This is a genomic window from Micromonospora sp. BS32 (assembly GCF_059089345.1).
In genome coordinates, this window is the sequence record NZ_JBSSHR010000008.1 from 81,432 (window position 1) to 104,309 (window position 22,878).

A 22,878-nucleotide genomic window follows, 5' to 3' on the forward strand; every position below is an offset into this window, starting at 1 on the left:
GCGGTCGGGTGGAGGGCTGCGACGGGCGGTGCGCCCAGCCGAACCGCGGCAATCCTACCGAGGTCGGGTGGTGCGGTGTCACATGCGCACCGGTCCAGGCCTGGGCCGGGCCCCCGACCGGAGCGGAAGGGGGCCCGGTCGTCCGGCTCAGGCCGCGCGCACCAGCTCCACGAAGAAGCGGTGCAGCCGCAGGTCACCGGTGAGTTCCGGGTGGAAGGAGGTGGCCACCAGGTTGCCCTGCCGGACCGCCACGATCCGCTGGGCGGCCGGGCCCTCGGTGACCCGGCCGAGCACCTCGACGCCATCGCCGACCCGCTCGACCCACGGCGCCCGGATGAACACCGCGTGGAACGGCTCGCCCTCGACCCCGGTGATCTCCACCGGCGCCTCGAAGGAGTCGACTTGCCGGCCGAACGCGTTGCGCCGCACCGTCATCTCGATGCCGGCGAAGCCGCGCTGGTCGGGCCGGCCGTCCAGCACCTCGGTCGCCAGCATGATCATTCCGGCGCAGGAGCCGTAGACCGGCATCCCGCCGGCGATCCGCTTGTCGATCGGCTCGCGCATCTCGAAGATGTCGGCGAGCTTGCTGATGGTGGTGGACTCGCCCCCGGGGATGACCAGTCCGTCGACCGCGTCCAGCTCGGCCGGCCGGCGGACCGGGCGGGCGTCCGCGCCGGCGCCGGTCAGGGCCGCGACGTGCTCGCGGACGTCACCCTGGAGGGCGAGCACACCGATGGTGGGCCCGCCCACCATCACCAGCCCGTCCTTCGTTCGCGACTGCGGGGCTCGCAAGACCGGCTCACTCCTCGCGCTCACCAACCCCGCTCGGCCAGCCGGTGCGGCTGCGGGATCTCGTCGACGTTGATGCCGACCATCGCCTCGCCGAGGCCGCGGGAGACCTTGGCCAGCACGTCCGGATCGTCGTGGAAGGTGGTGGCCTTGACGATCGCGGCGGCGCGCTGGGCCGGGTTGCCCGACTTGAAGATGCCGGAGCCGACGAAGACACCCTCGGCGCCGAGCTGCATCATCATCGCGGCGTCGGCCGGGGTGGCGATGCCACCGGCGGTGAAGAGCACCACCGGGAGCTTGCCGGTCTCGGCGATCTCCTTGACCAGCTCGTACGGCGCCTGGAGCTCCTTGGCGGCGACGAACAGCTCGTCGGAGGGCAGCGACTGGAGCCGGCGGATCTCCTGCCGGATCCTGCGCATGTGGGTGGTGGCGTTGGAGACGTCACCGGTGCCGGCCTCGCCCTTGGAGCGGATCATGGCGGCGCCCTCGGTGATCCGGCGCAGCGCCTCGCCCAGGTTGGTCGCACCGCAGACGAAGGGGACGGTGTACGCCCACTTGTCGATGTGGTTGGCGTAGTCGGCCGGGGTCAGCACCTCGGACTCGTCGATGTAGTCGACACCGAGCGACTGGAGGATCTGCGCCTCGACGAAGTGGCCGATCCGGACCTTGGCCATCACCGGGATGGAGACGGCCGCGACGATCCCGTCGATCATGTCGGGGTCGCTCATCCGGGACACGCCGCCCTGGGCGCGAATGTCGGCGGGGACCCGCTCCAGCGCCATCACGGCGACGGCGCCGGCGTCCTCGGCGATCTTGGCCTGCTCGGCGTTGACCACGTCCATGATCACGCCGCCCTTGAGCATCTCGGCCATGCCGCGCTTCACGCGGGCGGTGCCGACGACGGGCGTGCCATTGGCGTTCGGGGAGGTGGTTTCGGGCACGGGTTATCGCTCCTCGGACGTGCTCAGGGGGTGGCTTACGACTGATGCTACGACGGGGTCAACGCCGCTCCCACAGCCAATCAGACCCACGGTGGCCTGCACTGTGGCCGCCATCACCGCGCCGGGGCCCCGCGGCGATACGGGACATTCCGCCCAGCCGGTCGGTGACCGGGCCGGTGCGGCGCTCAGCCGGCCGGGACGTCCGCCGGCGTCGCCAGCGTGGGGTCGTCGATGTCGAAGTAGCGGGGCCAGTCGTGCCGGTGCCCCATCCGAAACAGCCGCACCACCGGCCGGCTGCGCGCCGTCCGGGCGTCGCGGACCAGGTCGGTGTGCACCTGCCGGGCGAGGGCGAGCCGGCGGCTGGCCGCGATCACCGACTCGCAGGCCGGGTCGGCCGGGTCCAGCCGGACCGAGCGCAGCTGCCGGGTGAGGTCGTTCTCGGCGGCCTCCCGCTCCTCCGGCACGGCGTCCAGGGCGATCCGCGCCGCCGCGTACAGCTCCACGCCGTAGCGCCGCTCGGCCAGCACCGCGGCGGCCGCCGCGCGGCGCAGCAGGTGCGCGTCCAGCGCGCGGGCCGCCGACTCCGCCCGGGCCTGCAGCCGTTCCACCCGGCCGGCCGTCCAGATCAGGTACGCCACGACCAGGCCGACGACGACCGCCGCGACCACCACCCACCACATGTGCGGCATCGTAGTGGTCACACCGTCCCGCCCAGCCCCGCCCATTCCTGGTCCATGACCCGACCGTCGGTGGCCTCGATGGCCGCCGCGTACACCTCCACGACCCGGCGGGCCACCACCGGCCAGTCGTAGTGGGCCACCACCTGGTCGCCGCAGGCGGTCAGCGCGGCCCGGCCCGCCGGATCGTCCAGCAGCTCGGCCAGCGCGGCCCGCAGCCCCACCGGGTCGCCGGTCGGGAAGAGCCGGCCGGCCCGCCCCCCGTCCAGGACCCGGCGGAACGCGTCCAGATCGCTGGCGACGACCGTGGTGCCCGCCGCCAGCGCCTCGGTGAGGATCATCCCGAAGGACTCCCCGCCGGTGTTCGGCGCCACGTAGAGGTGCACGCTGTGCAGCATCCGCGCCTTGTCCGGCTCGGAGACGATGCCGAGGAAGGTCACCCGGTCCCGTAGCTCGGCCGGGAACCGCCCGAACAGGTCGTCCGGGTCACCCGGGCCGGCCACCAGCAGGCGCAGACCGGGCCGGTGCGGGGCGAGCGCCACGAAGGCGTCCCGCAGGATCGGGAAGCCCTTGCGGGCCTCGGTGAACCGGCCGAGGAACCCCAGCGTGCCGCCGGTGCCCGGGCCGCACTCCCCCGGCCAGCCGGGCAACGGCTCGACGCCGGCGAACTTCGCCACCGCCACCCCGTTGGGGATCTCCACCGCGCCGCCGTCCATGTGCTCGACCTGCACCTTGCGGGCGAGCGCGCTGACCGCGATCCGGGCGGTGATCCGTTCCAGCAGGATCTGCAGCACGCCCTGCGCGGCGGCGAGCACCCGGGACCGGGTCATCGCGGTGTGGAAGGTGGCCACCACCGGGCCGCGGGCGCAGAGCACCGCGAGCATCGACAGGCTGGGGGTCAACGGCTCGTGCACGTGCAGCACGTCGAAGTCGCCCCGGGTGATCCAGCGCCGCACCCGGGCGGTGGAGACCGGCCCGAACGCGATCCGGGCCACCGACCCGTTGTACGGCAGCGGCACCGCCCGCCCCGCCGACACCACGTACGGCGGCAGCGTGGAGTCCTCGTCCGCCGGGGCGAACACGCTCACCTCGTGACCGAGCTCGAGCAGCGCCTCGGCCAGGTCCATGACGTGGTTCTGCACCCCGCCAGGGACGTCGAAGGAGTACGGGCACACGATGCCGATCCGCACGTAGGCGCCCTTCCCGTCAGGCCGTACCGGTGGCGGGGGCGGCGACCCGCTCGTCGCGCCACATCCGCTGCAACATGTGCCAGTCTTCCGGATGCCGGGCGATGCCCGCCGCCAGACCGTCGGCAATCCGCTGGGTCAGCACCCGGACCCGGGCGTCCAGCGGCGCCGAGTCCGGATCGGGCAGCGGGATCGGGCCCTCGAGCGAGGCGCACGCGGTGTCCGGTTCGTACCACAGCGAGGCGACGTAGAGCGGCGCGCCGGTGCGGATCGCCAGCAGCGCCGGGCCGGCGGGCATCCGGGTCCGGCCGCCGAAGAAGTCGACCTCGATGCCGCGCGCGGAGAGGTCCCGATCCGCCAGCAGCGGCACCACCGCGCCGGCCCGCAGCCGGTCCACCAGCACGTCGAAGGCGGGCCGCGGGCCGCCGTGGGTGGGCAGGATCTCCATGCCCAGGCCCTGGCGGAAGGCGAGGAAGCGCTCATAGAGCGCCTCGGACTTGAGCCGCTCGGCGACCGTGGTGATCGGCCAGCCGGTCGCCGCCACCCAGGCGCCCGCGGCGTCCCAGTTGCCGGCGTGCGGGAGCGCGACCACCGCGCCCCGACCGGCGGCCACGTCGCCGGCGAGCTTGTCCACCCCGGCCGGGTCCAGCCGGAAGCCGGCGAGGATCTGCGCCCGGTTCAGCGCGGGCAGCCGGAACGCCTCCATCCAGTACCGGGCGTACGAGCGCAGGCCCTGCTTGACCAGGGCGTCCAGGTCGGCCTCGGGAAGCTCGGGGCCGACCACCCGCCGCAGGTTGACGCGCAGTCGGGCCGTACCCCCGCCGTTGCGCCGGGCGGCGCGGTCGGCGCCCGCCCGGAAGGCCGCCGCCACGACGGGCCGGGGCAACGCCCGGACCAGGCGCCAGCCGGCGACGTAGCCGAGTTCGGTGAGATTCACTCCCGGCCGACCAGCTGGGCCTGCCGGTACACGTGGGCCATCCGCTGCCCGACCGTGAAGATCGACACGGCGGCGAGCGCCCAGAGCGCGATCTCCAGGGCCAGCGGGACGCCGAGGCCGGTGAGCACACCGCCCACCCCGACGATCAGCAGCCGCTCCGTGCGCTCGGCGATGCCCACGTTGCAGGTCATCCCCAGCCCCTCGGCCCGGGCCTTCACGTAGGAGACCAGCCCGCCGGCGGCCAGGCAGATCAGCGCGGCCGCCGTTCCGGCATGGTCACCCTGGGTGGCCAGCCAGTACGCCACCGCGCCGAAGACGGCGCTGTCGGCGACGCGGTCCATGCTCGAGTCGAGGAAGGCCCCGAACCGGGTGGAGCCGCCGCTCATCCGGGCCATCGTCCCGTCGAGCAGATCGGTGAGGGCGAACACCGTGACGATCACAGCGCCGGCGACCAGATGGCCGCGAGCGCCGAAACCGAAGGCGCCGGCGAGCACGCCGACGGTGCCGGTCACGGTGACCGCGTTGGGGGACACACCCGCGCGGAGCAAGCCGCGCGCGACCGGCTCCACGACGCGGGTCATCCCCGCGCGGGCCGTCACTTGGAAGATCTTCGCCATGGCGGTCCCACGATAACGGTCGGCAGCGCCCGCCGATACGGCCGGTCGTCCGACCCGCCCGACGGAGGCTTGTGCCGGGTCGATGACGGGTGTGAGATCGGGTGTGGGAGGTGAGCCAGCTCACCGACCCGCCCGTTGACCGTTCGTCGTCCAGCAGACCACCGGAGGATATCGCCGCGGCACCCGGCTCGGGCCCGCTTCCCCGTCGCGCGCGGCGGTCGCCACCCACCACCGGCTGAGGGAGGTGCGCCGCGATGGCGCAGAAGAACACGGAGAAGGGGACCACCGGCACCGCACCGGTGGTGACCGAGCCCGACAGGGTTCGCAACGTGGTGCTCGTCGGGCACTCCGGGGCCGGCAAGACGACCCTGGTCGAGGCCCTGCTGGCCGCCAGCGGCACGATCGGCCGGGCCGGCACGGTCGCCGACGGCACCACGGTCTGCGACCACGACCCCGCGGCGGTACGCCAGCAGCGCTCGGTGAGCCTGGCCTGCGCCCCGCTGCTGCACCGCGACGTCAAGGTCAACCTCCTGGACACCCCCGGCTACGGCGACTTCGTCGGCGAGCTACGGGCCGGCCTGCGGGCCGCCGACGCGGCGCTCTTCGTCGTCTCGGCCGTCGACGGGATGGACGCCGCCACCGCCGCCCTCTGGGAGGAGTGCGCCGCCGTCGACATGCCGCGCGCCGTCGCGGTGAGCCGGCTGGACCACCCCCGCGCCGACTTCGACGAGGCGGTGGCGCTCTGTCAGCGGGTCTTCGGCGACAACGTGCTCCCGCTCTACCTGCCGATGCTCGGCGACGACGGCGTGTCGGTGGCCGGGCTGATGGGGCTGATCACCCGGCGGGTCTTCGACTACTCCGCCGGCCTGCCCGCCGTGGTCCGGGAACCGGACCCGGAGCACCTGCCGGCCATCCTGGAGGCCCGCGACGAGCTGATCGAGGGGATCATCGCCGAGAGCGAGGACGAGACCCTGATGGACCGCTACCTCGGTGGCGAGGAGATCGACACCGAGGTGCTCATCACCGACCTGGAGAAGGCGGTCGCCCGAGGGCACTTCTATCCGGTGGTGCCGGTCTGCGCGGAGACCGGGGTCGGCCTGGACGCCCTGCTCGACGGGCTGGTCTCGGCCTTCCCGTCGCCGCTCGAGCACGACCTGCCGGAGATCACCGGAGTGGACGGCTCACCCCGACCGCCGTTGAGCTGCGACCCGGACGGCCCGCTGGTCGCCGAGGTGGTCAAGACCACCGTCGACCGGCACGTCGGGCGGGTCTCCCTGGTCCGGGTCTTCTCCGGCACGCTCCGCCCCGACCTGGTGGTGCACGTCTCCGGGCACGGCATGGCCGAACGCGGCCACCCCGACCACGACGCCGACGAGCGGGTCGGGCACATCTACACCCCGCTCGGCGCGACCCTGCGCGAGGTGACCGCCTGCGTCGCCGGGGACATCTGTGCGATCACCAAGTCGGGCACCGCGGAGACCGGCGACACCATCTCCACCAAGGATGAGCCGCTGCTCATCGCGCCGTGGGAGATGGCCGAGCCGCTGCTGCCCGTGGCGGTCGTGGCGAAGAGCCGGGCCGACGAGGACGCCCTGGCCCGCAACCTGGCCCGGCTGGTCGCCGGCGACCCCACCCTGCGGCTGGAGCGCAACCCGGAGACCCACCAGCTGGTGCTCTGGTGCATGGGCGAGGCGCACGCCGACGTCGTCCTCGACCGGCTACGCGCGGGCGGCGTCGAGCTGGACACCGAGCCGGTCCGGGTGCCGCTGCGCGAGACGCTGACCACCGCGGCCCGGGGTCACGGCCGGCACGTCAAGCAGTCCGGGGGCCACGGCCAGTACGCCGTCTGCGACATCGAGGTGGAACCGCTGCCCCGCGGCGCCGGCTTCGAGTTCGTCGACAAGGTGGTCGGCGGGGCCGTGCCGCACAACTACATCCCGTCCGTGGAAAAGGGCGTCCGGGCGCAGATGGAACGCGGCCTGGTCGCCGGGCACCCGGTGGTGGACCTGCGGGTCACCCTGGTCGACGGCAAGGCGCACAGCGTCGACTCCTCCGACGCGGCGTTCCAGACCGCCGGGTCGCTCGCCCTGCGCGACGCGGCGGAGAAGGCCCAGCCCGCGCTGCTGGAGCCGGTGGACGAGGTCACCATCCGGGTGCCCGACACCTCGGTCGGCGCGGTGATGGGCGACCTGTCCGGCCGCCGCGGCCGGGTGCTCGGCACCGAGCCCGACCCGGACGCCGAGGCTCGCACCGTGGTCCGGGCCGAGGTCCCCGCCACCGAGCTGCTCCGCTACGCCGTCGAGCTGCGCTCGATGACGGCCGGCACCGGCACCTTCCGCCGCCGGTTCGTCCGGCACGACCCCATGCCCACCCACCTCGCCGACCAGGCCCGCAAGGAACACCCGAACCAGGGCTGACGGGTCAGGGGCGCGCGGCGGGCACCGGGGGCATCGGCCAGTAGGGGCGGTCGGCGTCCCGCAGGGCCGCCGTGCGCAGGGCGGCCAGCCGGCGTTCGACCTCGGCGAAGTGGTCAGGCGCCAGCGGGCCCAGGTGCAGGGCGGCGGCGTTCTCCTCGACCTGGGCGACGGTACGGCAGCCGGGAATCGGCACCGTGCGCCCGCTGCGCGCCCAGATCCAGCCCAGCGCCCCCTGGGTCAGGGTCCGGCCGTCGGCGGTCAGCGCGCCCCGCACGGCGGCCACCCGGCGCAACCACTCCGGCGCCGGCCGGCCGCCCCGGAACCACTCCAGCCAGGTCGGGGCGACGCCGCGCACGTCGTCGCGGGGCAGCGTCGACGCGGTCGTGTACTTGCCGGTGAGCAGCCCCATCCCGAGCGGACCCCGGTTGACGCTGGCCAGGTCGTGCTTCTCGCAGGCCTCCAGCATCGCCGGGGCGTCCCGCAGCACCGACAGGGTGTGCTGCACGGCGGTCGCGTGCGGCGCCGACTGGGCGAAGGCGGCGGCCCGGTCGGCCCGGTCGGTGCTCCAGCCGTACGCCCGGACCAACCCGTCGGCGACCAGCTCCTCGCACGTGTCGACCAGCGCCTCCACCCGTGGCAGCGGCAGGTCGCCCAGGTGCAGCTGGTAGAGGTCGATCCGGTCGGTGTCCAGCCGGCGCAGCGAGTCGGTGACCGCCCGGCGCAGGTACGCCGGCGAGGTGTCCTCGCCGGTGGCCTGGCGGGACCGCTCGTCGAAGGTGTAGCCCCACTTGGTGGCGATCACGGCGTCGTCCCGCCGGCCGGCGAGCGCCCGGCCGAGCACCCGCTCGCCGTGCCCGGCGCCGTACGTGTCGGCGGTGTCGAAGAGGGTCACACCCAGGTCGAGCGCCCGACGGACGGCGCGGACCGACTCCTCGTCGTCCACCGCCCCCCACCCCAGCGGCCGGACGCCCTCGGCCCAGGGGCCACCGATCGCCCAGCAGCCCATCCCGAGGGCGCTGACCTCGATGCCGCTGCGACCCAACGTCCGTGTGGTTCCTGCCATCGCCGCATCGTGCCACCTCGAGCGCGCTGGAGGGCAAGAACCTGGCGCATCGTGCATGATCGACCACATGCGACGGCTGGGCGTGGACGTCGGTGGCGTGATCATCACCGCCACCGACGCGGATGACGACACCTCGTTCTTCGGTCCGCACTACCTGCGTACGCCGCCGGTGGAGGGGGTGTTCGACGCGCTGGCCACGCTGAGTCCGCTCTTCGACGCGGTGTACGTGGTGAGCACGTGCGAGCAGCCCACCGAGCGGCGGACCCGGGAGTGGCTGGCCCACCACGACTTCCACGCCCGCACCCGGATCGGCCCGGAGCGGCTGCACTTCTGCCGGACCCGGCCGGAGAAGGCGCCGATCGCGGCGCGGTTGGGGCTGACCCACTTCGTCGACGACCGGCTGGAGGTGCTCGGCTACCTCGACTCCGTGCCGCACCGCTACCTGTTCCAGCCCCGGCCCGACGAGGTGGACGCGCACGTGGCGCACCTGGCCGGCGTGCACCGGGTGGAGAGTTGGCCGGAGCTGGTGGCGGGGCTGACGGCGGAGGGCGCCGGCGGGCCGCGGTGACCGGCGGCGGTCAGCGCCGGGTGGCGTACGCCAGCGGCACCGGGGTCGGCTGCCCCTCCCAGGTGCCGGTCAGGGCGACGCCGGTCGACGGGGCGGCGCCGTCCAGGCGGCGGAACACCGCCAACTCGACGGTGTCGGTGACGATCAGCGCCGGGTCGGCGTCGACCACCCGGCGGGACGTACCCACCTCGGGCAGGCCGGCGCCGTCGGTGCCGCTGCTCTCGATGGCCATGCTCGGGGCACGCCGCTCCCGGACCCCGTCGACCTCGAAGTACTCCTCCGCCTGGCCCGTCCCGGCGAGGATCGCGGCGGCCAGGGCGGCGGCGTAGACCGGGTCGCCGCAGGCGTCGTAGACCCAGCGGCGGCCGAGCGCCGAGTGCTCGGTGGTGCCCACCAGCCAGCCGTCGGCGCCGGCCAGCGGCGCGTCCCGGTAGGTCAGCGGGACCTGGTGGACCGGCCCGTCACCGGCCCGGACCAGCATCGTCTCGATGCCGACCTCACCGGCCGGGTCGTCGAACCGGTAGCCGGCGACCCGCTCCACGTCCACGCCGGCCGGGCCCTGATACCAGCGGCGGCGCGGCAGCCACTCCGCCAGCAGTTCGAGCTTGGTGGGGCGCAGCGTGGCGCGATGCAGCAGGGCCATGCGCAAGATCATAGACGCGGCGTCCGGTCCGCCGCCGCCCCGCGGCGCGACCGGGTGGTTTGGCGACCCGACCGGGGAGGCACTACAGCGGCCGGAGGCGGGATGAGCGTCACGGCGGATCAGATCGAGCAGGCGACCGAGGTACGACCGGCGCCCCCATGGGTGGCACCCACCTTCGCGGCGCTGGCGCTGCTCACCCTGCCCTGGATCGGCTACCTCGCGCTGACCCTGCCCCGGCACGCGGTGGCGGTGCACTACCGGGCCGCCTGGGTCGGCTTCGACCTGGGCCTGGTGGCGATGCTGGCGCTGACCGCCCTCCTCGCCTTCCGGGGCCACCGACAGGTGGTGGTCGCCGCGAGCGGCACCGCCACCATGCTGCTGGTGGACGCCTGGTTCGACGTCACCACCACCCAGGCCGGTCCGGACCTGATGCTGTCGGTGCTGCTGGCCGCGCTGGTCGAGCTGCCGCTGGCCGCGGTCAGCCTCTGGATCGCCCGGCACGGCGACCGGATGGTGCAGCGCCGGCTGCGCCAGCTCGCCGTCCGGGCCCGGCTGGCCGTCGACCGGGCCGAGGCCGCGGAACGGACCGCCGCCGCCACCCGCCGGCGGCTGGCCCGCCTCCGGCGCCGCTGATCCGGCCCGGCTCAGGCCGGCCAGGCCTTGGCGAGCAGCTCACGGGTGTCCGCGAGCAACTGCGGCAGCACCTTCGTCCGGCCGATCACCGGCATGAAGTTCGCGTCGCCGCCCCAGCGCGGCACCACGTGCTGGTGCAGGTGAGCGGCGATGCCGGCGCCGGCCACCCCGCCCTGGTTCATGCCGAGGTTGAACCCGTGCGCGCTGCTGACGTGCCGGACCACCCGCATCGCGGTCTGGGTGTAGACGCCCAGCTCGATCGTCTCCGCCGGGTCCAGCTCGGTGTAGTCGGCCACGTGCCGGTACGGGCAGACCAGCAGGTGACCCGGGTTGTACGGGTAGAGGTTCAACACCACGAAGACGTGCTCGCCCCGGGCCACCACCAGGCTCTCCTCCGCGGGGAGCCCGGGCGCCAGGCAGAACGGGCAGCCGGTGCGTTTCTCGTAGCCGCCCTCGGGTCGGTCGTCGCCGGAGATGTACGTCATCCGGTGTGGCGTCCAGAGCCGGTCGAGCCCGTCCGCCAAGCCGTTGTCCGTGCCGTCGTGGAAGTGCCGCTCCGCCCCAGTCACATCGCCGATCCTACGGTCACCGCGGTGGATTCCACCCGTCCGGACCGGCCGGCCAGGTGCCCGGGGTGAGCCGGGCACCTGACCGGCGGCGAGTTGCGGCCGCTCGGGGCTCAGCTCTCCGCGGACGGACCGGAGTTGGCGCGCGAGCCGACCACGTCGAGCACGTGGGTGACCGCCTCGGCCATCGGCACGCCGTTGCGCTGAGAGCCGTCCCGGTACCGGAAGGAGACCGTACCGGCGGCCACGTCGTCGTCGCCCGCGATCACCATGAACGGGATCTTCTGCTGCTGGGCGGTGCGGATCTTCTTCTGCATCCGGTCGTCGCCCGTGTCGACCTGGGCCCGGATCCCCTCGGCCCGCAGCGCCGCGACGAAACCGTGCAGGTAGTCGGTGTGGTCCTCGCGGATCGGGATGCCGATCACCTGCACCGGCGCCAGCCAGGCCGGGAACGCGCCCGCGTAGTGCTCGGTGAGCACGCCGAAGAAACGCTCGATCGAGCCGAAGAGCGCCCGGTGGATCATCACCGGCCGCTGCCGGCTGCCGTCCGCGGCCTGGTATTCCAGCCCGAACCGCTCCGGCAGGTTGAAGTCGACCTGGATGGTCGACATCTGCCAGGTCCGACCGATGGCGTCCTTGGCCTGCACGGAGATCTTCGGCCCGTAGAAGGCCGCGCCGCCCGGGTCCGGCACCAGGTTCAGGCCGGACTCCTCGGCGGCCGACCGCAGCGCCTCGGTGGCCCGCTCCCAGTTCTCGTCGGTGCCCACCGACTTCTCCGGGTTGCGGGTGGACAGCTCCAGGTAGAAGTCGTCCAGGCCGTAGTCGCGCAGCAGCTGCAGCACGAAGGTGAGCAGGGACTTCAGCTCACCGTCCATCTGCTCCTGGGTGCAGTAGATGTGCGCATCGTCCTGGGTCATGCCGCGCACCCGGGTCAGGCCGTGCACCACACCGGACTTCTCGAACCGGTAGACCGAGCCGAACTCGAACAGCCGCAGCGGCAGCTCCCGGTAGGACCGCCCGCGGGACCGGTAGATCAGGTTGTGGAACGGGCAGTTCATCGGCTTGAGGTAGTAGTTCGCGCCCTCCATCTCCATGGGCGGGTACATGCCGTCGGCGTACCACTGGAGGTGCCCGGAGGTCTCGAAGAGCTGGCCCTTGGTGATGTGCGGGGTGTTGACGAACTCGTACCCCGCCTCCTCGTGCCGGCGGCGCGAGTAGTCCTCCAGTTCCCGGCGGATGATGCCGCCCTTGGGGTGGAAGACCGCCAGCCCGGAGCCGATCTCGTCGGGGAAGCTGAACAGGTCGAGATCCGCGCCGAGCTTGCGGTGGTCGCGCCGGGCGGCCTCCTCCAACAGCTTGAGGTACGCCTTGAGCTCATCCCGGGTCGGCCAGGCGGTCCCGTACACCCGCTGGAGCTGTGGGTTCTTCTCCGAACCGCGCCAGTAGGCGGCGGCCGAGCGCATCAGCTTGAACGCGCCGATCAGCCGGGTGTTCGGCAGGTGCGGGCCCCGGCACAGGTCCGACCAGCAGACCTTGTCCTCGTTGGCGGCGAGGTTGTCGTAGATGGTCAGCTCGCCGCCGCCCACCTCCATCACCTCGGAGGAATCCAGCCCCTCCCCCTTGACGTCGATCAGCTCCAGCTTGAACGGCTCGGCGGCCAGCTCCGCCTTCGCCTCGTCCAGGCTGTCGAAGCGGCGGCGGCGGAACCGCTGGCCGGACTTGACGATCTCCTGCATCCGCTTCTCGAGCTTGGCCAGGTCGTCCGGCTGGAACGGCTTGGCCACCGCGAAGTCGTAGTAGAAGCCGTTCTCGATCGGCGGGCCGATGCCGAGCTTGGCCTCGGGGAAGACGTCCTGCACGGCCTGGGCGAGCACGTGCGCGGTGGAGTGGCGCAGCACGTTGAGCCCGTCCGGCGAGTCGAGGCTGACCGGCTCGACGCTGGTCTCCTCGGCCGGCGCCCAGTCCAGGTCGCGCAGCTGACCCTGCGGGTCACGGACCACCACGATCGCCTTCGGGCCGGTGGCGGGCAGCCCGGCCGCGGCCACCGCGTCGGCAGCCGTCGTCCCGGCGGCGACGACGACGGGGTCGGCCACGACGGGGGTACGGGGTGCGGACACGGTGACTCCTCAGCTGCAGACGGTACGGAAGCGGCCGGTATCCGGCCCCCTGCGATGCTATCTGCCGCCCGTTTCCGCCCGGTCGTCGGGAAAGGAACGGCCACCGTGTCCTGCCTGGCGGGAACGACGGCGACCCGATTGAACCTTTCCGGCCTCCCGTCCGAACTACCGGGTGTGGCCGGAGCCGGTGCCGGCCGCCTGGAGACGGATGGGGGCACGGATGACGACGACCCGCGGCGGCAGCCGTCGGACCGTGATCGTCCTGGCCGCGGCGGCGGCCGGGCTGCTGGGCTGGCCGGGTGCGGCGCTCGCCGCGGGCGTGACGACCACGCCCACCCAGGCGAGCCAGGGCGACGCGGTCGAACTGGCCCTGGTGGTGCCGGAGGAACGGCCGGGCGCCCGCACCGAGAAGATCGAGTTCAAGCTCCCCGCCGACGCGCCGATCGGTGAGGTCTACCCGCTCTCGGTGGACGGTTGGGCACCGCTGATCACCACCCGCCGGCCGGAGCAGCGGGTGGAGGGCATCCACGGGTTCAGCGTGGACACGGTGACCGCCTCGGTGGTCTGGACCCGGGCCGCCGGGAAGCCGCAGCCCGGGCCGGCCCGACTCTCGATCGCCATGGGCCCGCTGCCGCAGGCGGAGCGGATGGCCTTCGAGGTGGTGCAGACGTACTCCGACGGGACGATGGTGCGCTGGGCCGATCCGGCCGGCGGCGCGCACCCGGCCCCCACGCTGGCCCTGCTGCCCGCCGCCCCCGGGGCGGCGACCGGTCACCACGGCGGCGCCGGCGACGCGGGCGCGATGAGCGACCACGGGGCGATGCCGGCGGCGGCCACCCCGGACGCCGCCCCGCCGACGGACGACGACGGACTGAACGGGGACGTGCTGCTCGGCGGCGGCCTGCTGATCGGGCTGGGCGGCGGGGCGGCGATCGGCTGGGCGGCCAGCCGGCGGCGCGGCCGGCCCGCGGGACCCGCCGACACCGGGCCGGACGCCGTCGACCCGGCGTCAGAAGCTCGGACCTGGACCTTCGACGGCCGCACCCCGCCGACCCCCGCCGACGGCCGGACCGACGCGCCGGCCGAGGCCGGCGACCCGGCCGAGCACCCCGGCAGGGCGGCCGGCGGCTCGCCGGACGGGCGCGACCCGGCCGGCTCGGCAGAGCGAGTCCTGTCGGATCAGCCGGCGGGATCGCGCTGAGGTCAACCCAGCCAGTCGGGCAGCCGCTCCCGGGCGGCGAGCCAGCCGTCGGGGACGCCGCCCGGGGTGCCGACGCCGGTGTACCCGGCCACCACCGCACCGACGATCGCGGCCGTGGTGTCGACGTCGCCGCCCGCCTCGACGCAGGCCTGGATCGCCGCCGGGTAGTCATCGAGCCGGTTGGCGGCCACCCAGAGGGTGAAGCCGACCGTGTCCTGGGCGGTCACCCGCGAGCCGTTGCCGAGGATCTCCACGGCCTCGGCGAGCGGGCGGCCGAGCAGCCCGGCCGCGCGGCGTACCCGGCGGTGCACCTCGGTGGCCGGGTCGAGGGCGGCGGCGACCGCGGCCAGCAGTCGGGCCGGCTCGGGGCGTACCCCGTCGAGCCGGGCGCGGGCGGCCAGCGAGGCGGCGACCGCCACCGCGACGGCGCCCGCCACCCCCTCCGGGTGCGCGTGGGTGACCTCGGCGGAGACCCGGGCCTGCGCCGCGGCCCGGGCCGTCGAGTCGGCGAACCAGGCGCCCAGCGGCCCGACCCGCATCGCCGCGCCGTTGCCGCAGGAGCCCTGCCCGTCGAACGCCGACGCGGCGGCCACCGGCCACGGAGTGCCGGTACGGATCAGCTCCAGGATCTCCACCGCACCGGCGCCGTAGCGGCGGACCGGGTCGTACCGGGTGGCGAAGGAGGCGGCGAGCGCGTCCCGGTCGATCTCGCCGTGTGTGACGAGCGTGTCGAGCACCGAGCAGGCCATCTCGGTGTCGTCGCTCCACGGCCACGAGCCGGCTGGCAGGTCGTCGCGCCAGGGCGCGGACGGCCGGCCGGGGACGAAGAAGAGCGCCCCCAGCGCGTCGCCGACGGAGAGACCGGCGAGACTGTCCCGGGCCAGCGCCGCCCGGGCGTCGGGAAAGAGGGTGAACGACATCGTCGTGCCAGCTTGCCCGGTTCGGGCCGCTGCCGCAACGCGATCAACTTGCCACGGGCAGTACGGTGCTGAGGTGGCCACCGTGCTCCTGGTCGAAGACGACCACGTCGTACGCGGCGCGATGCTGCGGTCCCTCAGCGAGCGGGGGCACGCCGTACACGCCGTCGGCACCGCGCTGGACGCGCTGCGCCGGGTCGCCGCCGAGACCCCCGACCTGGTCGTGCTCGACCTCGGCCTGCCTGACCTGGACGGCTCGGACGCGCTGCGCATGCTGCGCGGCATCACCGACGTGCCGATCATCATCGCCACCGCCCGCGACGACGAGCAGTCGGTGGTCCGGCTGCTGCGCGCCGGGGCGGACGACTACATGGTCAAGCCCTTCACCGGCGCCCACCTCGACGCCCGGATCACCACCGTGCTGCGCCGGGTGGGCCGGGCCAGCCGGACGGTCCAGCCGGCGGTGCACACGGTGGGCGGGCTCCGGGTCGACGTCGGCGAGCGCAGCGCGATGCTCGACGGGGAACTGCTCGCGCTGACCCGCAAGGAATTCGACCTGCTGGCGTATCTCGCCGCTCGACCCGGCCGGGTAGTGTCCCGGCGGGAACTCTTGGAGGAGGTATGGCGGCAGCCGTCGGTCGGCGAGGACCAGACCATCGACGTTCACCTGTACTGGCTTCGACGAAAGATGGGCGAGTCCGCGGCGAAGCCGCGCTACCTGCGCACCGTGCGGGGGGTGGGCTTCCGGCTGGTGGCCCCGGACTGAGGCTGGCGCTGGCCTACCTCACGGCCGGCATGTGCGCCCTGGTGGCGCTGGCGTTCCTCATCCCGCTGGGGATCAGCATGCGCGACGAGGTCCGCGAGGAGGCGCTCGCCGACGCGGCCCGGCGCGGCGCGATGGTCACCGGGGCGCTGGCGGTCAGCACCGACCCGGCGGCCGTCCGGCGGGCGGTGGAGGCCAGCGGCGACGACCCGGCCACCCGCCCGGTGGTGCACGGCCTGACCGGCGGCGAGCCGGCCGGGCGCGCCGACGACGACGACCTGGACCGGGCCCGCAGCGAGCAGAAGTCGCTGGTCACCGACGTCGACGGCGGGGTGGTCCGGCTCGACCCGGTGGTCCTCGACGGCAAGGTCGCGGTGGTCGAGGTCTTCGTCCCGGACGCCGCGCTCGACGAGGGCGCGGGCGGGACCTGGCTGCTGCTGGCCGGGGTCGCCGTGGCGCTGGTCGGCGCCGCCGTGATCGTGGTCGACCGGGTCGCGGCCCGCGCGGTGGACTCCACCCGGAGCCTGGTCAAGGCCGCCCTGGCGGTCGGCGACGGCGACCTCGGGGTACGGGTCGAGCCGAGCGGTCCCCGCGAGCTGGCCGAGGCCGGGTACGCCTTCAACCGGATGGCCGACCGGCTGGTCGCCGCCCGCACCGACGAGCGGGAACTGGTGGCCGACCTGTCGCACCGGCTGCGCACGCCGCTGACGGTGCTGCGGCTGGACGCTGAGGGGCTGGACTCCGACGACACCAGCGTCGGCTCGTTCACCCCGGCGGAGCTGGACCGGCGCCGGGCGATCCGGCGGATCCGGCAGGCGATCGTCACCCTCGAGGGCGAGATCGACGTGCTGATCAAGACGACCCGCAAGGCGGTGGCCCACGAGGCCGGGCCGGCCGAGTGCGACGTCAGCGAGGTGGTCCGGGACCGGATGGTGTTCTGGGCGGCCCTGGCCGGTGACCAGAACCGGCCGCACCGGGTCAGCGGCGCGCAGCTGCGCATCCCCGCCCCGGTTCCCCGCGCCGAGCTGGCCGCCGCGCTGGACGCGGTGATCGGCAACGTCTTCCGCTACACCCCGCAGGGGACCGCGTTCGAGGTGGCGGTCTCCCGCCGCGACGGGTATGTGGCGATCCGGATCGACGACGCCGGCCCGGGCATCGCGAACCCGGACCGGGCGCTGCGCCGGGGCGCCAGCGACCAGGGCTCGACCGGCCTGGGGCTGGACATCGCCAAACGGGTCGCATTGCAGGCCAACGGCTCGGTGAGCATCGACCGGGCCCGGCTGGGCGGGGCCAGCGTGGTGATGCTGCTGGCCGACCCCGAGGCGACGCCCCGGCAGGTCAACCGGTTCGGACTGGTCGGCCGGATGGCCCGGGAGGCCCGGGAGCAGAAGACCGGCCGGCGGTGGCCCCGGCAGCGCCCCTCCGACGGCTGATCGGCACCGGACCGAGCGGGCGGCTGTGGGCCGGCGCAAGTCTTCCTTAGATCCGGATTAACGACGGCGGTGCGACGGCCGCGCAATGCCATGATTTCCGCAGAACCCATCAGTTCCGCCGGTCTGTCGCCCCTGACACCTGCCGGCCGGCGGAGCCCGTACGCGCGGCGGGAGCACGGTCCCCCCACACCCGCTCCCGTCGCGCGTGCCCCCCTCACCCGCCGACCGTCGTGAGGTGAGCCGATGAGTCCCCATCGCCTGCTCCGCTGGGCCGTCGTGATCGGCGCGGGCATCGCCGTGACGCTGGCGCTCTGGCAGGACCCGGTCCTGGCGTACCCGGCCGGACCGGGGGCGACCTCCCCCGACCTGCCGGTCCCGCCCTGGGCGGTGGCCGTCGCGGCCGGCCTGGCGCTGGCCGCGCGGCGGCGCCGCCGCTCCGTGAGCGTGGCCCGGCCGCGCGGCGCGCCGCGTCGGCTCAGCGGGTCGCGGCCGCCGAACAGGCGTCGATCTCGGCGCTGATCTTCGCCTTCTCCGCCGGCTCGAGGAAGGACGCGGTCACCGCGTCCCGGGCCAGTGCGGCGAGCCGGTCGGGGCCGGCGTCGAGCAGCCGGGCGGCGACGGCGTACTCGTCGTTGAGGGTGGTGCCGAACATCGGCGGGTCGTCGGAGTTGATGGTGACCAGCACCCCGGCGTCGACCAGCCGCCGCAGCGGGTGCTCCTCGATCCGGGCGACCGCCCGGGTGCGCACGTTGGAGGTCGGGCAGACCTCCAGGGCGATCCGGTGCTCGGCCAGGTACGCGAGCAGCTCCGGGTCCTCGGCGGCGGAGATGCCGTGCCCGATCCGCTCGGCGCCGAGGTCGCGCAGCGCGTCCCAGACCGTCTGCGGGCCGGTGGTCTCGCCGGCGTGCGGCACCGAGCGCAGCCCGGCCGCCCGGGCCTGGTCGAAGTACGGCTTGAACTGCGGCCGGGGCACCCCGATCTCGGGGCCGCCGAGACCGAAACTGACCAGTCCGTCCGGCCGCTGTTCCAGCGCGATCCGCAGCGTCTCCTCCGCGGCCGGCAGCCCGGCCTCGCCGGGAATGTCGAAGCACCAGCGCAGCGCGATGCCGAAGTCCGCCTCGGCGCGCTTGCGGGCGTCCTCGATCGCCTCGCAGAACGCCGGCGCGGGGATGCCCCGGTGCACGTGCGAGTACGGGGTCACGGTCAGCTCGGCGTAGCGGACCTGCTGGCGGGCCAGCTCCCGGGCCACCTCGTGGGTGAGGATCCAGACGTCCTCTGGGTCGCGGATCAGGTCCACGACGCTCAGGTAGACCTCGATGAAGTGGGCGAAGTCGCGGAAGGCGAAGTACTCCGCCAGCGCCTCGGGATCCGCCGGCACCGGGCTGCGCCCCTCGTGCCGAGCGGCCAGCTCGGAGACGATCCGGGGCGAGGCGGAGCCGACGTGGTGCACGTGCAGCTCCACCTTGGGCAGTGCGGCGATGAAGGCGGACAGGTCGGTCACGGGTTCTCCTCTGCGCGGGCGCCGGTGCGGGCCACCACGAAGATCCGACGGAACGGGAAATACACCTGACCCTGCCGCACCGGGTACGCCTCGGCGAGCCGTACCCCCAGCTCGGCGCGGAAGTCGGCCCAGCCGGCGGCGTCCAGCGCGGCCCGCACCGGGCGCAGCGCCGTCCCCTCCATCCAGGCGAGCACCGGATGGTCCGGGTCGACGGCGGCCGGGAGCAGGTGCACGTACGTAGTCTCCCAGGCGTCCACCGCGCAGTCGGCGTCGGCCAGCAGCGCGGCGTAGTCGACCGGGTCGCCGACCGGCGCCTCGCGCAGCAGCGGCGCCAGGGTGGCCGCCCAGCGGTCCCGGCCGGCCACCTCGCGCAGCGCCCGGTGCGACGGCGCGGCGAAGTTGCCCGGGACCTGGACGGCCAGCACCGCGCCGGCCGGCAGCTCGCGGGCCCAGCGGGCGAGCAGCTCCTGGTGGCCGGGCACCCACTGGAGCACCGCGTTGGAGATCACCACGTCGACGTCGGGGCCGGGCCGCCACTCTCGGACGTCGGCGACGGCGAAGTCGACCGGGGCGGCCAGGGCGGCGGCCCGGTCGATCATCTCCGGGGAGGAGTCGAGGCCGGTGATCCGGGCGTCCGGCCAGCGGGCGGCGAGGGTGGCGGTCAGGGTGCCGGGCCCGCAGCCGAGGTCGACGACGTGGCGCGGCCGGTCGGCGGGCACCCGGGCGACCAGGTCGTGGAAGGGGCGGGACCGCTCGTCCGCGTAGCGCAGGTAGGTCGTGGGGTCCCACATGACAGCCTCCAAACCGTACGTACGTCTTGCAGCGACCCTACGGGGCGCGCTGCGCGACGGCAAGGCGGTCACTAGGCTCGTCCGAATGGAACAGCGCAGCTTCGCCCGGCTCGGCCGGCAGGTGGGCGTCGTCGGACTCGGCGCCTGGCAGCTCGGCGCCGACTGGGGGCAGGTCAGCGAGTCCGCCGCCCTCGACGTCCTCGCCGCCGCGGTCGACTCCGGGGTCACCTTCCTGGACACCGCCGACGTCTACGGCGACGGCCGCAGCGAACAGCTCATCGGCCGGTTCCTGGCCGGCCGCCCCGAACACGGGCTGACCGTCGCCACCAAGATGGGCCGGCGGGTCGAGCAGACGCCCGAGGCGTACACCCTGGACAACTTCCGGGCCTGGACCGACCGGTCCCGGGCCAACCTCGGCGTGGACACCCTCGACCTGGTGCAGCTGCACTGCCCGCCGACGGCCGTCTTCGCCGACGACCGGGTCTTCGACGCCCTGGACACCCTGGTCGCCGAGAAGCGGATCGCCGGCTACGGCGTCAGCGTCGAGACCTGCGACCAGGCGCTCACCGCGATCGCCCGGCCCGGCGTGGCCAGCGTGCAGATCATCCTCAACGCCGTCCGGCTCAAGCCGCTGGACCGGGTGCTCCCCGCCGCCGCCGCGGCCGGCGTGGGCATCATCGCCCGGGTGCCGCTGGCCAGCGGCCTGCTCTCCGGCCGGTACGACGAGCACACCACCTTCGCCGCCGACGACCACCGCACGTTCAACCGGCACGGCGAGAGCTTCGACGTCGGCGAGACCTTCTCCGGTGTGGACTACGACCTCGGCCTGGCGGTGGTCCGCCGGCTCGCCCCGCTGGTGGGCGCCGACCGGACGATGGCCCAGTTCGCGCTCCGCTGGATCGTCGACCAGCCCGGCGTCACCGTGGTCATCCCCGGCGCGCGCAACCCGGAGCAGGCCCGGGGCAACGCCGCCGCGGCGCAGGTGCCGGCGTTGACCGCCGACGAGCAGGCGACCGTCCGGGCGGTCTACGACGAGCTGGTCCGGCCGCGGGTGCACGACCGGTGGTGAGCCGCGCCGGCCGGGTCCCCGCCCCGGGGCCGGTCGACCCGCATGCTGACGACGGGAGCGGAGCCACCGGCCCGCGGAGGGGGGACCGATGAGGGGCTGGCTCACGCTCACCCTCGGCCTGCTGGCCGTGGTGGTCGGCGCGGTGTGGACCGTGCAGGGGCTCGGCTACGTCAGCGGCAGCGTGATGACCGACGAGCGGATCTGGGCGCTGATCGGCCCGGTGCTGACGCTGGTCGGGCTCGTCGTCATCTGGCGCGGCCTGCGCGCCCGCCGGCGTACCTGACCGGTCGGCGACCCCGGGTACGCGGAAAGCCCCGCGTCCCTGCGAGGACACGGGGCTTCTCGTCGATCCGGGGGGCCGGATCACCCGGGTCGGCGGCTGCCGACCGGCACTGCTCAGATGGGGCGGACCTGCTCGGCCTGCGGACCCTTCTGACCCTGGGCGATCTCGAACTCCACCCGCTGGTTCTCCTCCAGCGAGCGGTAGCCGCTGGTCTGGATGGCCGAGAAGTGGACGAACACGTCAGCACCCCCGCCGTCGACGGTGATGAAGCCGAAGCCCTTGTCAGCGTTGAACCACTTCACGGTTCCCTGCGCCATGTGTATCTCCTTCTAAAACTGGCGGCCGAGCACGCCGTGCGGCCGATTGGCCGTTTTCGAGCAGCGGTGCCTGAGTCGGCCCCCCACAGAGGAGACTTCCCTCAACCCACGCCATCTCTCAACAGCGGGGATCAGCAAACCACGTACACAAAAACTTGGCATAGCCTAACCGACGAATTTCTCCGACATGTGACCTGACGGATGCCTGAGATCCGCTGGAGGGCCTGTCGCGGCCGTGCGAAAGGCCCCCCATCCGTCGATACGGGAGGGGGGCCGTCGGCATCACGCGGGTCAATCCGGCCAGCGGCCGGTGATCCGTCGTACGCCCACCGCTCCGCCGCGGTCGACGGCGGCCCGGACGACCGCGAAGATCGCCCCCTGCAACGCCGCTGCGGCGAGGATCTCGCCCCACTTGCGGTCCTCGTCGGTCGCGCTGGGCGCCTCACCGTCGCCAGCGGTCATCGTCCACACCTGCCGGAAGATCGCCCCGGCGATCGTGCCGGCGGCGAGCCCCATCAGCACCCCGACGGGCTTGTACGCGGCCCTGCCGATGCCCCTGCTCACCTGCGCCTCCCCCGGACGATCAGCAGCACCACCACGGTCGCCACGGCGGCGGCCGCGACCGTCGCCCAGGGCACCGGGTTGGCCCGGGCCGCCCCACCCTTCTCGTACGCCTGTGCCCGCGCCACGTCGGCCTTCTGCACCGCCTGGCCCCGCACCCGGGACACGGTCAGCGCGGCCTGCTCGCGCATCCGCTCCTTCGCCTGCCCGGCGGACTCCCGCAGCCGCGCCTTGACGTCCGCCTTGGCGGCCAGCAGCTCCATCGTCTCGCCCAACTCCACCCGGGTCCGCCGGATCTCCTCGCGGAGCGCCTCGTTGTCGCCGGTGCCGTTGCCCGTCATGCCCGTCCCCTGTCCTTCACCGCGGCGGTGACGGTGTCCACGTCCGCCCGGACGCTGCGCACCGCCGCCTCCGGCATCGGCGGGACCGCGTGGCTGACCTGCTTCTTGCCCACCAGCGCCAGCACCCCGGCCAGCAGGAAGAGCACCACCGCCACGATCAGCGCGGCGGCCCACGCGGGCAGCGCCAGGTCGAGCAGCAGGATCGCGGTGGCGACCAGCGCGCCCAGCCCGTAGAGAGCCAGCGCACCGCCCCCGCCGAAGAGACCGATCCCGATCCCCGCATGCTTGCCCTTCTGGGTCAGCTCCGCCCGTGCCAGCGCCAGTTCGTCCCGCACCAGCCGGGAGACCTGCTCGGTGGCGCGCTGCACCAGTTCGGCGGTGGACGGCTCGGTCCCGGTCCGGGACGTGCGGTGGTTCGCGACGTCAGCCATGCTGTCCTCCTTTCATCATCACCGCGCTGTATGCCCGAAGCCGCCGTCCGTCAATCCTGCGCACGGTGACCAACCACATCTGACCGCAGTCGGGGCACGGACGTACGGCGAAACG

26 protein-coding genes are annotated in these 22,878 nt (G+C 74.1%); 9 read left to right on the plus strand and 17 right to left on the minus strand.

Going from position 1 to position 22,878, the window contains the following annotated elements; all coding sequences use genetic code 11:
* Positions 1-147 precede the first annotated feature (147 nt).
* The 6 genes from pdxT to pgsA all read right to left on the minus strand — a co-directional run bounded on the left by pdxT (position 148) and on the right by pgsA (position 5,148).
* Positions 148-750 (minus strand): pyridoxal 5'-phosphate synthase glutaminase subunit PdxT, encoded by a 603-nt coding sequence (pdxT, locus tag AC5RWQ_RS14640; RefSeq protein WP_494283411.1) that lies wholly within the window; start codon positions 748-750, stop codon positions 148-150.
* A gap of 62 nt (positions 751-812) precedes the next feature.
* Complete coding sequence (gene pdxS / locus AC5RWQ_RS14645; protein WP_334484402.1) at positions 813-1,730, minus strand: pyridoxal 5'-phosphate synthase lyase subunit PdxS; 918 nt, start codon at positions 1,728-1,730, stop codon at positions 813-815.
* 185 nt (positions 1,731-1,915) lie between these two features.
* Complete coding sequence (locus AC5RWQ_RS14650) at positions 1,916-2,419, minus strand: hypothetical protein (RefSeq protein WP_494283412.1); 504 nt, start codon at positions 2,417-2,419, stop codon at positions 1,916-1,918.
* Between the two features lie 8 nt (positions 2,420-2,427).
* Positions 2,428-3,597, minus strand: coding sequence for a glycosyltransferase family 4 protein (locus AC5RWQ_RS14655; RefSeq protein WP_494283271.1), 1,170 nt, complete (start codon positions 3,595-3,597; stop codon positions 2,428-2,430).
* Between the two features lie 16 nt (positions 3,598-3,613).
* Complete coding sequence (locus AC5RWQ_RS14660) at positions 3,614-4,531, minus strand: phosphatidylinositol mannoside acyltransferase (RefSeq protein WP_494283272.1); 918 nt, start codon at positions 4,529-4,531, stop codon at positions 3,614-3,616.
* Positions 4,528-5,148, minus strand: coding sequence for a phosphatidylinositol phosphate synthase (gene pgsA / locus AC5RWQ_RS14665; RefSeq protein WP_334484411.1), 621 nt, complete (start codon positions 5,146-5,148; stop codon positions 4,528-4,530). The genes AC5RWQ_RS14660 and pgsA overlap by 4 nt, the downstream gene beginning before the upstream one ends.
* Positions 5,149-5,402: 254 nt before the next feature.
* Here pgsA and AC5RWQ_RS14670 point away from each other — a divergent pair, with 254 nt between their 5' ends.
* Complete coding sequence (locus AC5RWQ_RS14670) at positions 5,403-7,565, plus strand: elongation factor G-like protein EF-G2 (protein WP_494283273.1); 2,163 nt, start codon at positions 5,403-5,405, stop codon at positions 7,563-7,565.
* Between the two features lie 4 nt (positions 7,566-7,569).
* Here AC5RWQ_RS14670 and AC5RWQ_RS14675 read toward each other — a convergent pair whose 3' ends face one another.
* The gene (locus AC5RWQ_RS14675) at positions 7,570-8,628 is read right to left on the minus strand and encodes an aldo/keto reductase (protein WP_494283274.1); all 1,059 of its coding nucleotides are present in this window, start codon (positions 8,626-8,628) and stop codon (positions 7,570-7,572) included.
* 67 nt (positions 8,629-8,695) lie between these two features.
* Here AC5RWQ_RS14675 and AC5RWQ_RS14680 point away from each other — a divergent pair, with 67 nt between their 5' ends.
* Entirely contained in the window at positions 8,696-9,196 is a 501-nt protein-coding gene (locus tag AC5RWQ_RS14680; protein ID WP_494283275.1) for a hypothetical protein, read from the plus strand.
* Between the two features lie 10 nt (positions 9,197-9,206).
* On the opposite strand, the gene AC5RWQ_RS14685 is transcribed toward AC5RWQ_RS14680, so the two are convergent.
* Positions 9,207-9,839, minus strand: a complete 633-nt coding sequence (locus AC5RWQ_RS14685; protein ID WP_494283276.1) for a CG0192-related protein — start codon at positions 9,837-9,839, stop codon at positions 9,207-9,209.
* Between the two features lie 102 nt (positions 9,840-9,941).
* On the opposite strand from AC5RWQ_RS14685, the gene AC5RWQ_RS14690 reads away from it, so the two are divergent.
* Positions 9,942-10,472 carry a hypothetical protein gene (locus AC5RWQ_RS14690; RefSeq protein WP_494283277.1) on the plus strand — a complete coding sequence of 177 codons (531 nt, stop codon included), beginning with the start codon at positions 9,942-9,944 and terminating at the stop codon, positions 10,470-10,472.
* A gap of 11 nt (positions 10,473-10,483) precedes the next feature.
* On the opposite strand, the gene AC5RWQ_RS14695 is transcribed toward AC5RWQ_RS14690, so the two are convergent.
* Both AC5RWQ_RS14695 and thrS read right to left on the minus strand, forming a co-directional pair.
* Positions 10,484-11,041, minus strand: coding sequence for an HIT family protein (locus AC5RWQ_RS14695; protein WP_494283278.1), 558 nt, complete (start codon positions 11,039-11,041; stop codon positions 10,484-10,486).
* A 110-nt stretch (positions 11,042-11,151) separates the two neighbouring features.
* Positions 11,152-13,155 (minus strand): threonine--tRNA ligase, encoded by a 2,004-nt coding sequence (thrS, locus tag AC5RWQ_RS14700; protein WP_494283279.1) that lies wholly within the window; start codon positions 13,153-13,155, stop codon positions 11,152-11,154.
* Between the two features lie 220 nt (positions 13,156-13,375).
* On the opposite strand from thrS, the gene AC5RWQ_RS14705 reads away from it, so the two are divergent.
* Positions 13,376-14,356, plus strand: a complete 981-nt coding sequence (locus AC5RWQ_RS14705; protein WP_494283280.1) for a DUF1775 domain-containing protein — start codon at positions 13,376-13,378, stop codon at positions 14,354-14,356.
* Between the two features lie 2 nt (positions 14,357-14,358).
* Here AC5RWQ_RS14705 and AC5RWQ_RS14710 read toward each other — a convergent pair whose 3' ends face one another.
* Positions 14,359-15,276: an ADP-ribosylglycohydrolase family protein gene (locus AC5RWQ_RS14710; protein WP_494283281.1), complete on the minus strand. Its 918-nt coding sequence runs from the start codon at positions 15,274-15,276 to the stop codon at positions 14,359-14,361.
* Between the two features lie 73 nt (positions 15,277-15,349).
* Between AC5RWQ_RS14710 and AC5RWQ_RS14715 the strand changes: the two genes are divergently transcribed.
* The 3 genes from AC5RWQ_RS14715 to AC5RWQ_RS14725 all read left to right on the plus strand — a co-directional run bounded on the left by AC5RWQ_RS14715 (position 15,350) and on the right by AC5RWQ_RS14725 (position 17,988).
* Positions 15,350-16,039, plus strand: a complete 690-nt coding sequence (locus tag AC5RWQ_RS14715; RefSeq protein ID WP_334484429.1) for a response regulator transcription factor — start codon at positions 15,350-15,352, stop codon at positions 16,037-16,039.
* A gap of 29 nt (positions 16,040-16,068) precedes the next feature.
* The gene (locus AC5RWQ_RS14720) at positions 16,069-17,469 is read left to right on the plus strand and encodes a HAMP domain-containing sensor histidine kinase (RefSeq protein WP_494283282.1); all 1,401 of its coding nucleotides are present in this window, start codon (positions 16,069-16,071) and stop codon (positions 17,467-17,469) included.
* Between the two features lie 243 nt (positions 17,470-17,712).
* Entirely contained in the window at positions 17,713-17,988 is a 276-nt protein-coding gene (locus AC5RWQ_RS14725; protein ID WP_494283283.1) for a hypothetical protein, read from the plus strand.
* Here the strand turns inward: AC5RWQ_RS14725 and AC5RWQ_RS14730 are convergent.
* Both AC5RWQ_RS14730 and AC5RWQ_RS14735 read right to left on the minus strand, forming a co-directional pair.
* Complete coding sequence (locus tag AC5RWQ_RS14730) at positions 17,945-18,970, minus strand: adenosine deaminase (protein WP_494283284.1); 1,026 nt, start codon at positions 18,968-18,970, stop codon at positions 17,945-17,947. The genes AC5RWQ_RS14725 and AC5RWQ_RS14730 overlap by 44 nt on opposite strands.
* Positions 18,967-19,761, minus strand: a complete 795-nt coding sequence (locus tag AC5RWQ_RS14735; protein ID WP_494283285.1) for a trans-aconitate 2-methyltransferase — start codon at positions 19,759-19,761, stop codon at positions 18,967-18,969. The genes AC5RWQ_RS14730 and AC5RWQ_RS14735 overlap by 4 nt, the downstream gene beginning before the upstream one ends.
* 85 nt (positions 19,762-19,846) lie before the next feature.
* Here AC5RWQ_RS14735 and AC5RWQ_RS14740 point away from each other — a divergent pair, with 85 nt between their 5' ends.
* A complete protein-coding gene (locus tag AC5RWQ_RS14740) occupies positions 19,847-20,830 on the plus strand; it encodes an aldo/keto reductase (RefSeq protein WP_494283286.1) in 984 nt (327 codons plus the stop codon).
* Between the two features lie 88 nt (positions 20,831-20,918).
* Positions 20,919-21,113: a hypothetical protein gene (locus tag AC5RWQ_RS14745; RefSeq protein WP_334484441.1), complete on the plus strand. Its 195-nt coding sequence runs from the start codon at positions 20,919-20,921 to the stop codon at positions 21,111-21,113.
* Positions 21,114-21,226: 113 nt separating this feature from the next.
* Here the strand turns inward: AC5RWQ_RS14745 and AC5RWQ_RS14750 are convergent, their stop codons facing one another.
* The 4 genes from AC5RWQ_RS14750 to AC5RWQ_RS14765 form a co-directional block, all read right to left on the minus strand.
* Positions 21,227-21,430, minus strand: coding sequence for a cold-shock protein (locus tag AC5RWQ_RS14750; RefSeq protein WP_030338233.1), 204 nt, complete (start codon positions 21,428-21,430; stop codon positions 21,227-21,229).
* A gap of 291 nt (positions 21,431-21,721) precedes the next feature.
* Positions 21,722-21,994: a DUF4235 domain-containing protein gene (locus AC5RWQ_RS14755; RefSeq protein ID WP_334484471.1), complete on the minus strand. Its 273-nt coding sequence runs from the start codon at positions 21,992-21,994 to the stop codon at positions 21,722-21,724.
* Entirely contained in the window at positions 21,991-22,332 is a 342-nt protein-coding gene (locus AC5RWQ_RS14760; RefSeq protein WP_494283287.1) for a DUF3618 domain-containing protein, read from the minus strand. The genes AC5RWQ_RS14755 and AC5RWQ_RS14760 overlap by 4 nt, the downstream gene beginning before the upstream one ends.
* Positions 22,329-22,763: a phage holin family protein gene (locus AC5RWQ_RS14765; protein ID WP_494283288.1), complete on the minus strand. Its 435-nt coding sequence runs from the start codon at positions 22,761-22,763 to the stop codon at positions 22,329-22,331. The genes AC5RWQ_RS14760 and AC5RWQ_RS14765 overlap by 4 nt, the downstream gene beginning before the upstream one ends.
* Between the last annotated feature and the right edge of the window lie 115 nt (positions 22,764-22,878).

Bases quoted from the DNA above. Each gene is read 5' to 3' on its own strand.
- AC5RWQ_RS14670 (WP_494283273.1), top strand. From the start codon at position 5,403: ATGGCGCAGAAGAACACGGAGAAGGGGACCACCGGCACCGCACCGGTG.
- AC5RWQ_RS14740 (WP_494283286.1), top strand. From the start codon at position 19,847: ATGGAACAGCGCAGCTTCGCCCGGCTCGGCCGGCAGGTGGGCGTCGTC.
- AC5RWQ_RS14685 (WP_494283276.1), bottom strand. From the start codon at position 9,839: ATGGCCCTGCTGCATCGCGCCACGCTGCGCCCCACCAAGCTCGAACTG.
- AC5RWQ_RS14765 (WP_494283288.1), bottom strand. From the start codon at position 22,763: ATGGCTGACGTCGCGAACCACCGCACGTCCCGGACCGGGACCGAGCCG.
- AC5RWQ_RS14690 (WP_494283277.1), top strand. From the start codon at position 9,942: ATGAGCGTCACGGCGGATCAGATCGAGCAGGCGACCGAGGTACGACCG.
- AC5RWQ_RS14680 (WP_494283275.1), top strand. From the start codon at position 8,696: ATGCGACGGCTGGGCGTGGACGTCGGTGGCGTGATCATCACCGCCACC.
- AC5RWQ_RS14650 (WP_494283412.1), bottom strand. From the start codon at position 2,419: ATGCCGCACATGTGGTGGGTGGTGGTCGCGGCGGTCGTCGTCGGCCTG.
- AC5RWQ_RS14705 (WP_494283280.1), top strand. From the start codon at position 13,376: ATGACGACGACCCGCGGCGGCAGCCGTCGGACCGTGATCGTCCTGGCC.
- AC5RWQ_RS14760 (WP_494283287.1), bottom strand. From the start codon at position 22,332: ATGACGGGCAACGGCACCGGCGACAACGAGGCGCTCCGCGAGGAGATC.
- pgsA (WP_334484411.1), bottom strand. From the start codon at position 5,148: ATGGCGAAGATCTTCCAAGTGACGGCCCGCGCGGGGATGACCCGCGTC.
- AC5RWQ_RS14720 (WP_494283282.1), top strand. From the start codon at position 16,069: ATGTGCGCCCTGGTGGCGCTGGCGTTCCTCATCCCGCTGGGGATCAGC.
- AC5RWQ_RS14745 (WP_334484441.1), top strand. From the start codon at position 20,919: ATGAGGGGCTGGCTCACGCTCACCCTCGGCCTGCTGGCCGTGGTGGTC.
- AC5RWQ_RS14725 (WP_494283283.1), top strand. From the start codon at position 17,713: ATGAGTCCCCATCGCCTGCTCCGCTGGGCCGTCGTGATCGGCGCGGGC.
- AC5RWQ_RS14750 (WP_030338233.1), bottom strand. From the start codon at position 21,430: ATGGCGCAGGGAACCGTGAAGTGGTTCAACGCTGACAAGGGCTTCGGC.
- AC5RWQ_RS14735 (WP_494283285.1), bottom strand. From the start codon at position 19,761: ATGTGGGACCCCACGACCTACCTGCGCTACGCGGACGAGCGGTCCCGC.
- AC5RWQ_RS14675 (WP_494283274.1), bottom strand. From the start codon at position 8,628: ATGGCAGGAACCACACGGACGTTGGGTCGCAGCGGCATCGAGGTCAGC.
- AC5RWQ_RS14710 (WP_494283281.1), bottom strand. From the start codon at position 15,276: ATGTCGTTCACCCTCTTTCCCGACGCCCGGGCGGCGCTGGCCCGGGAC.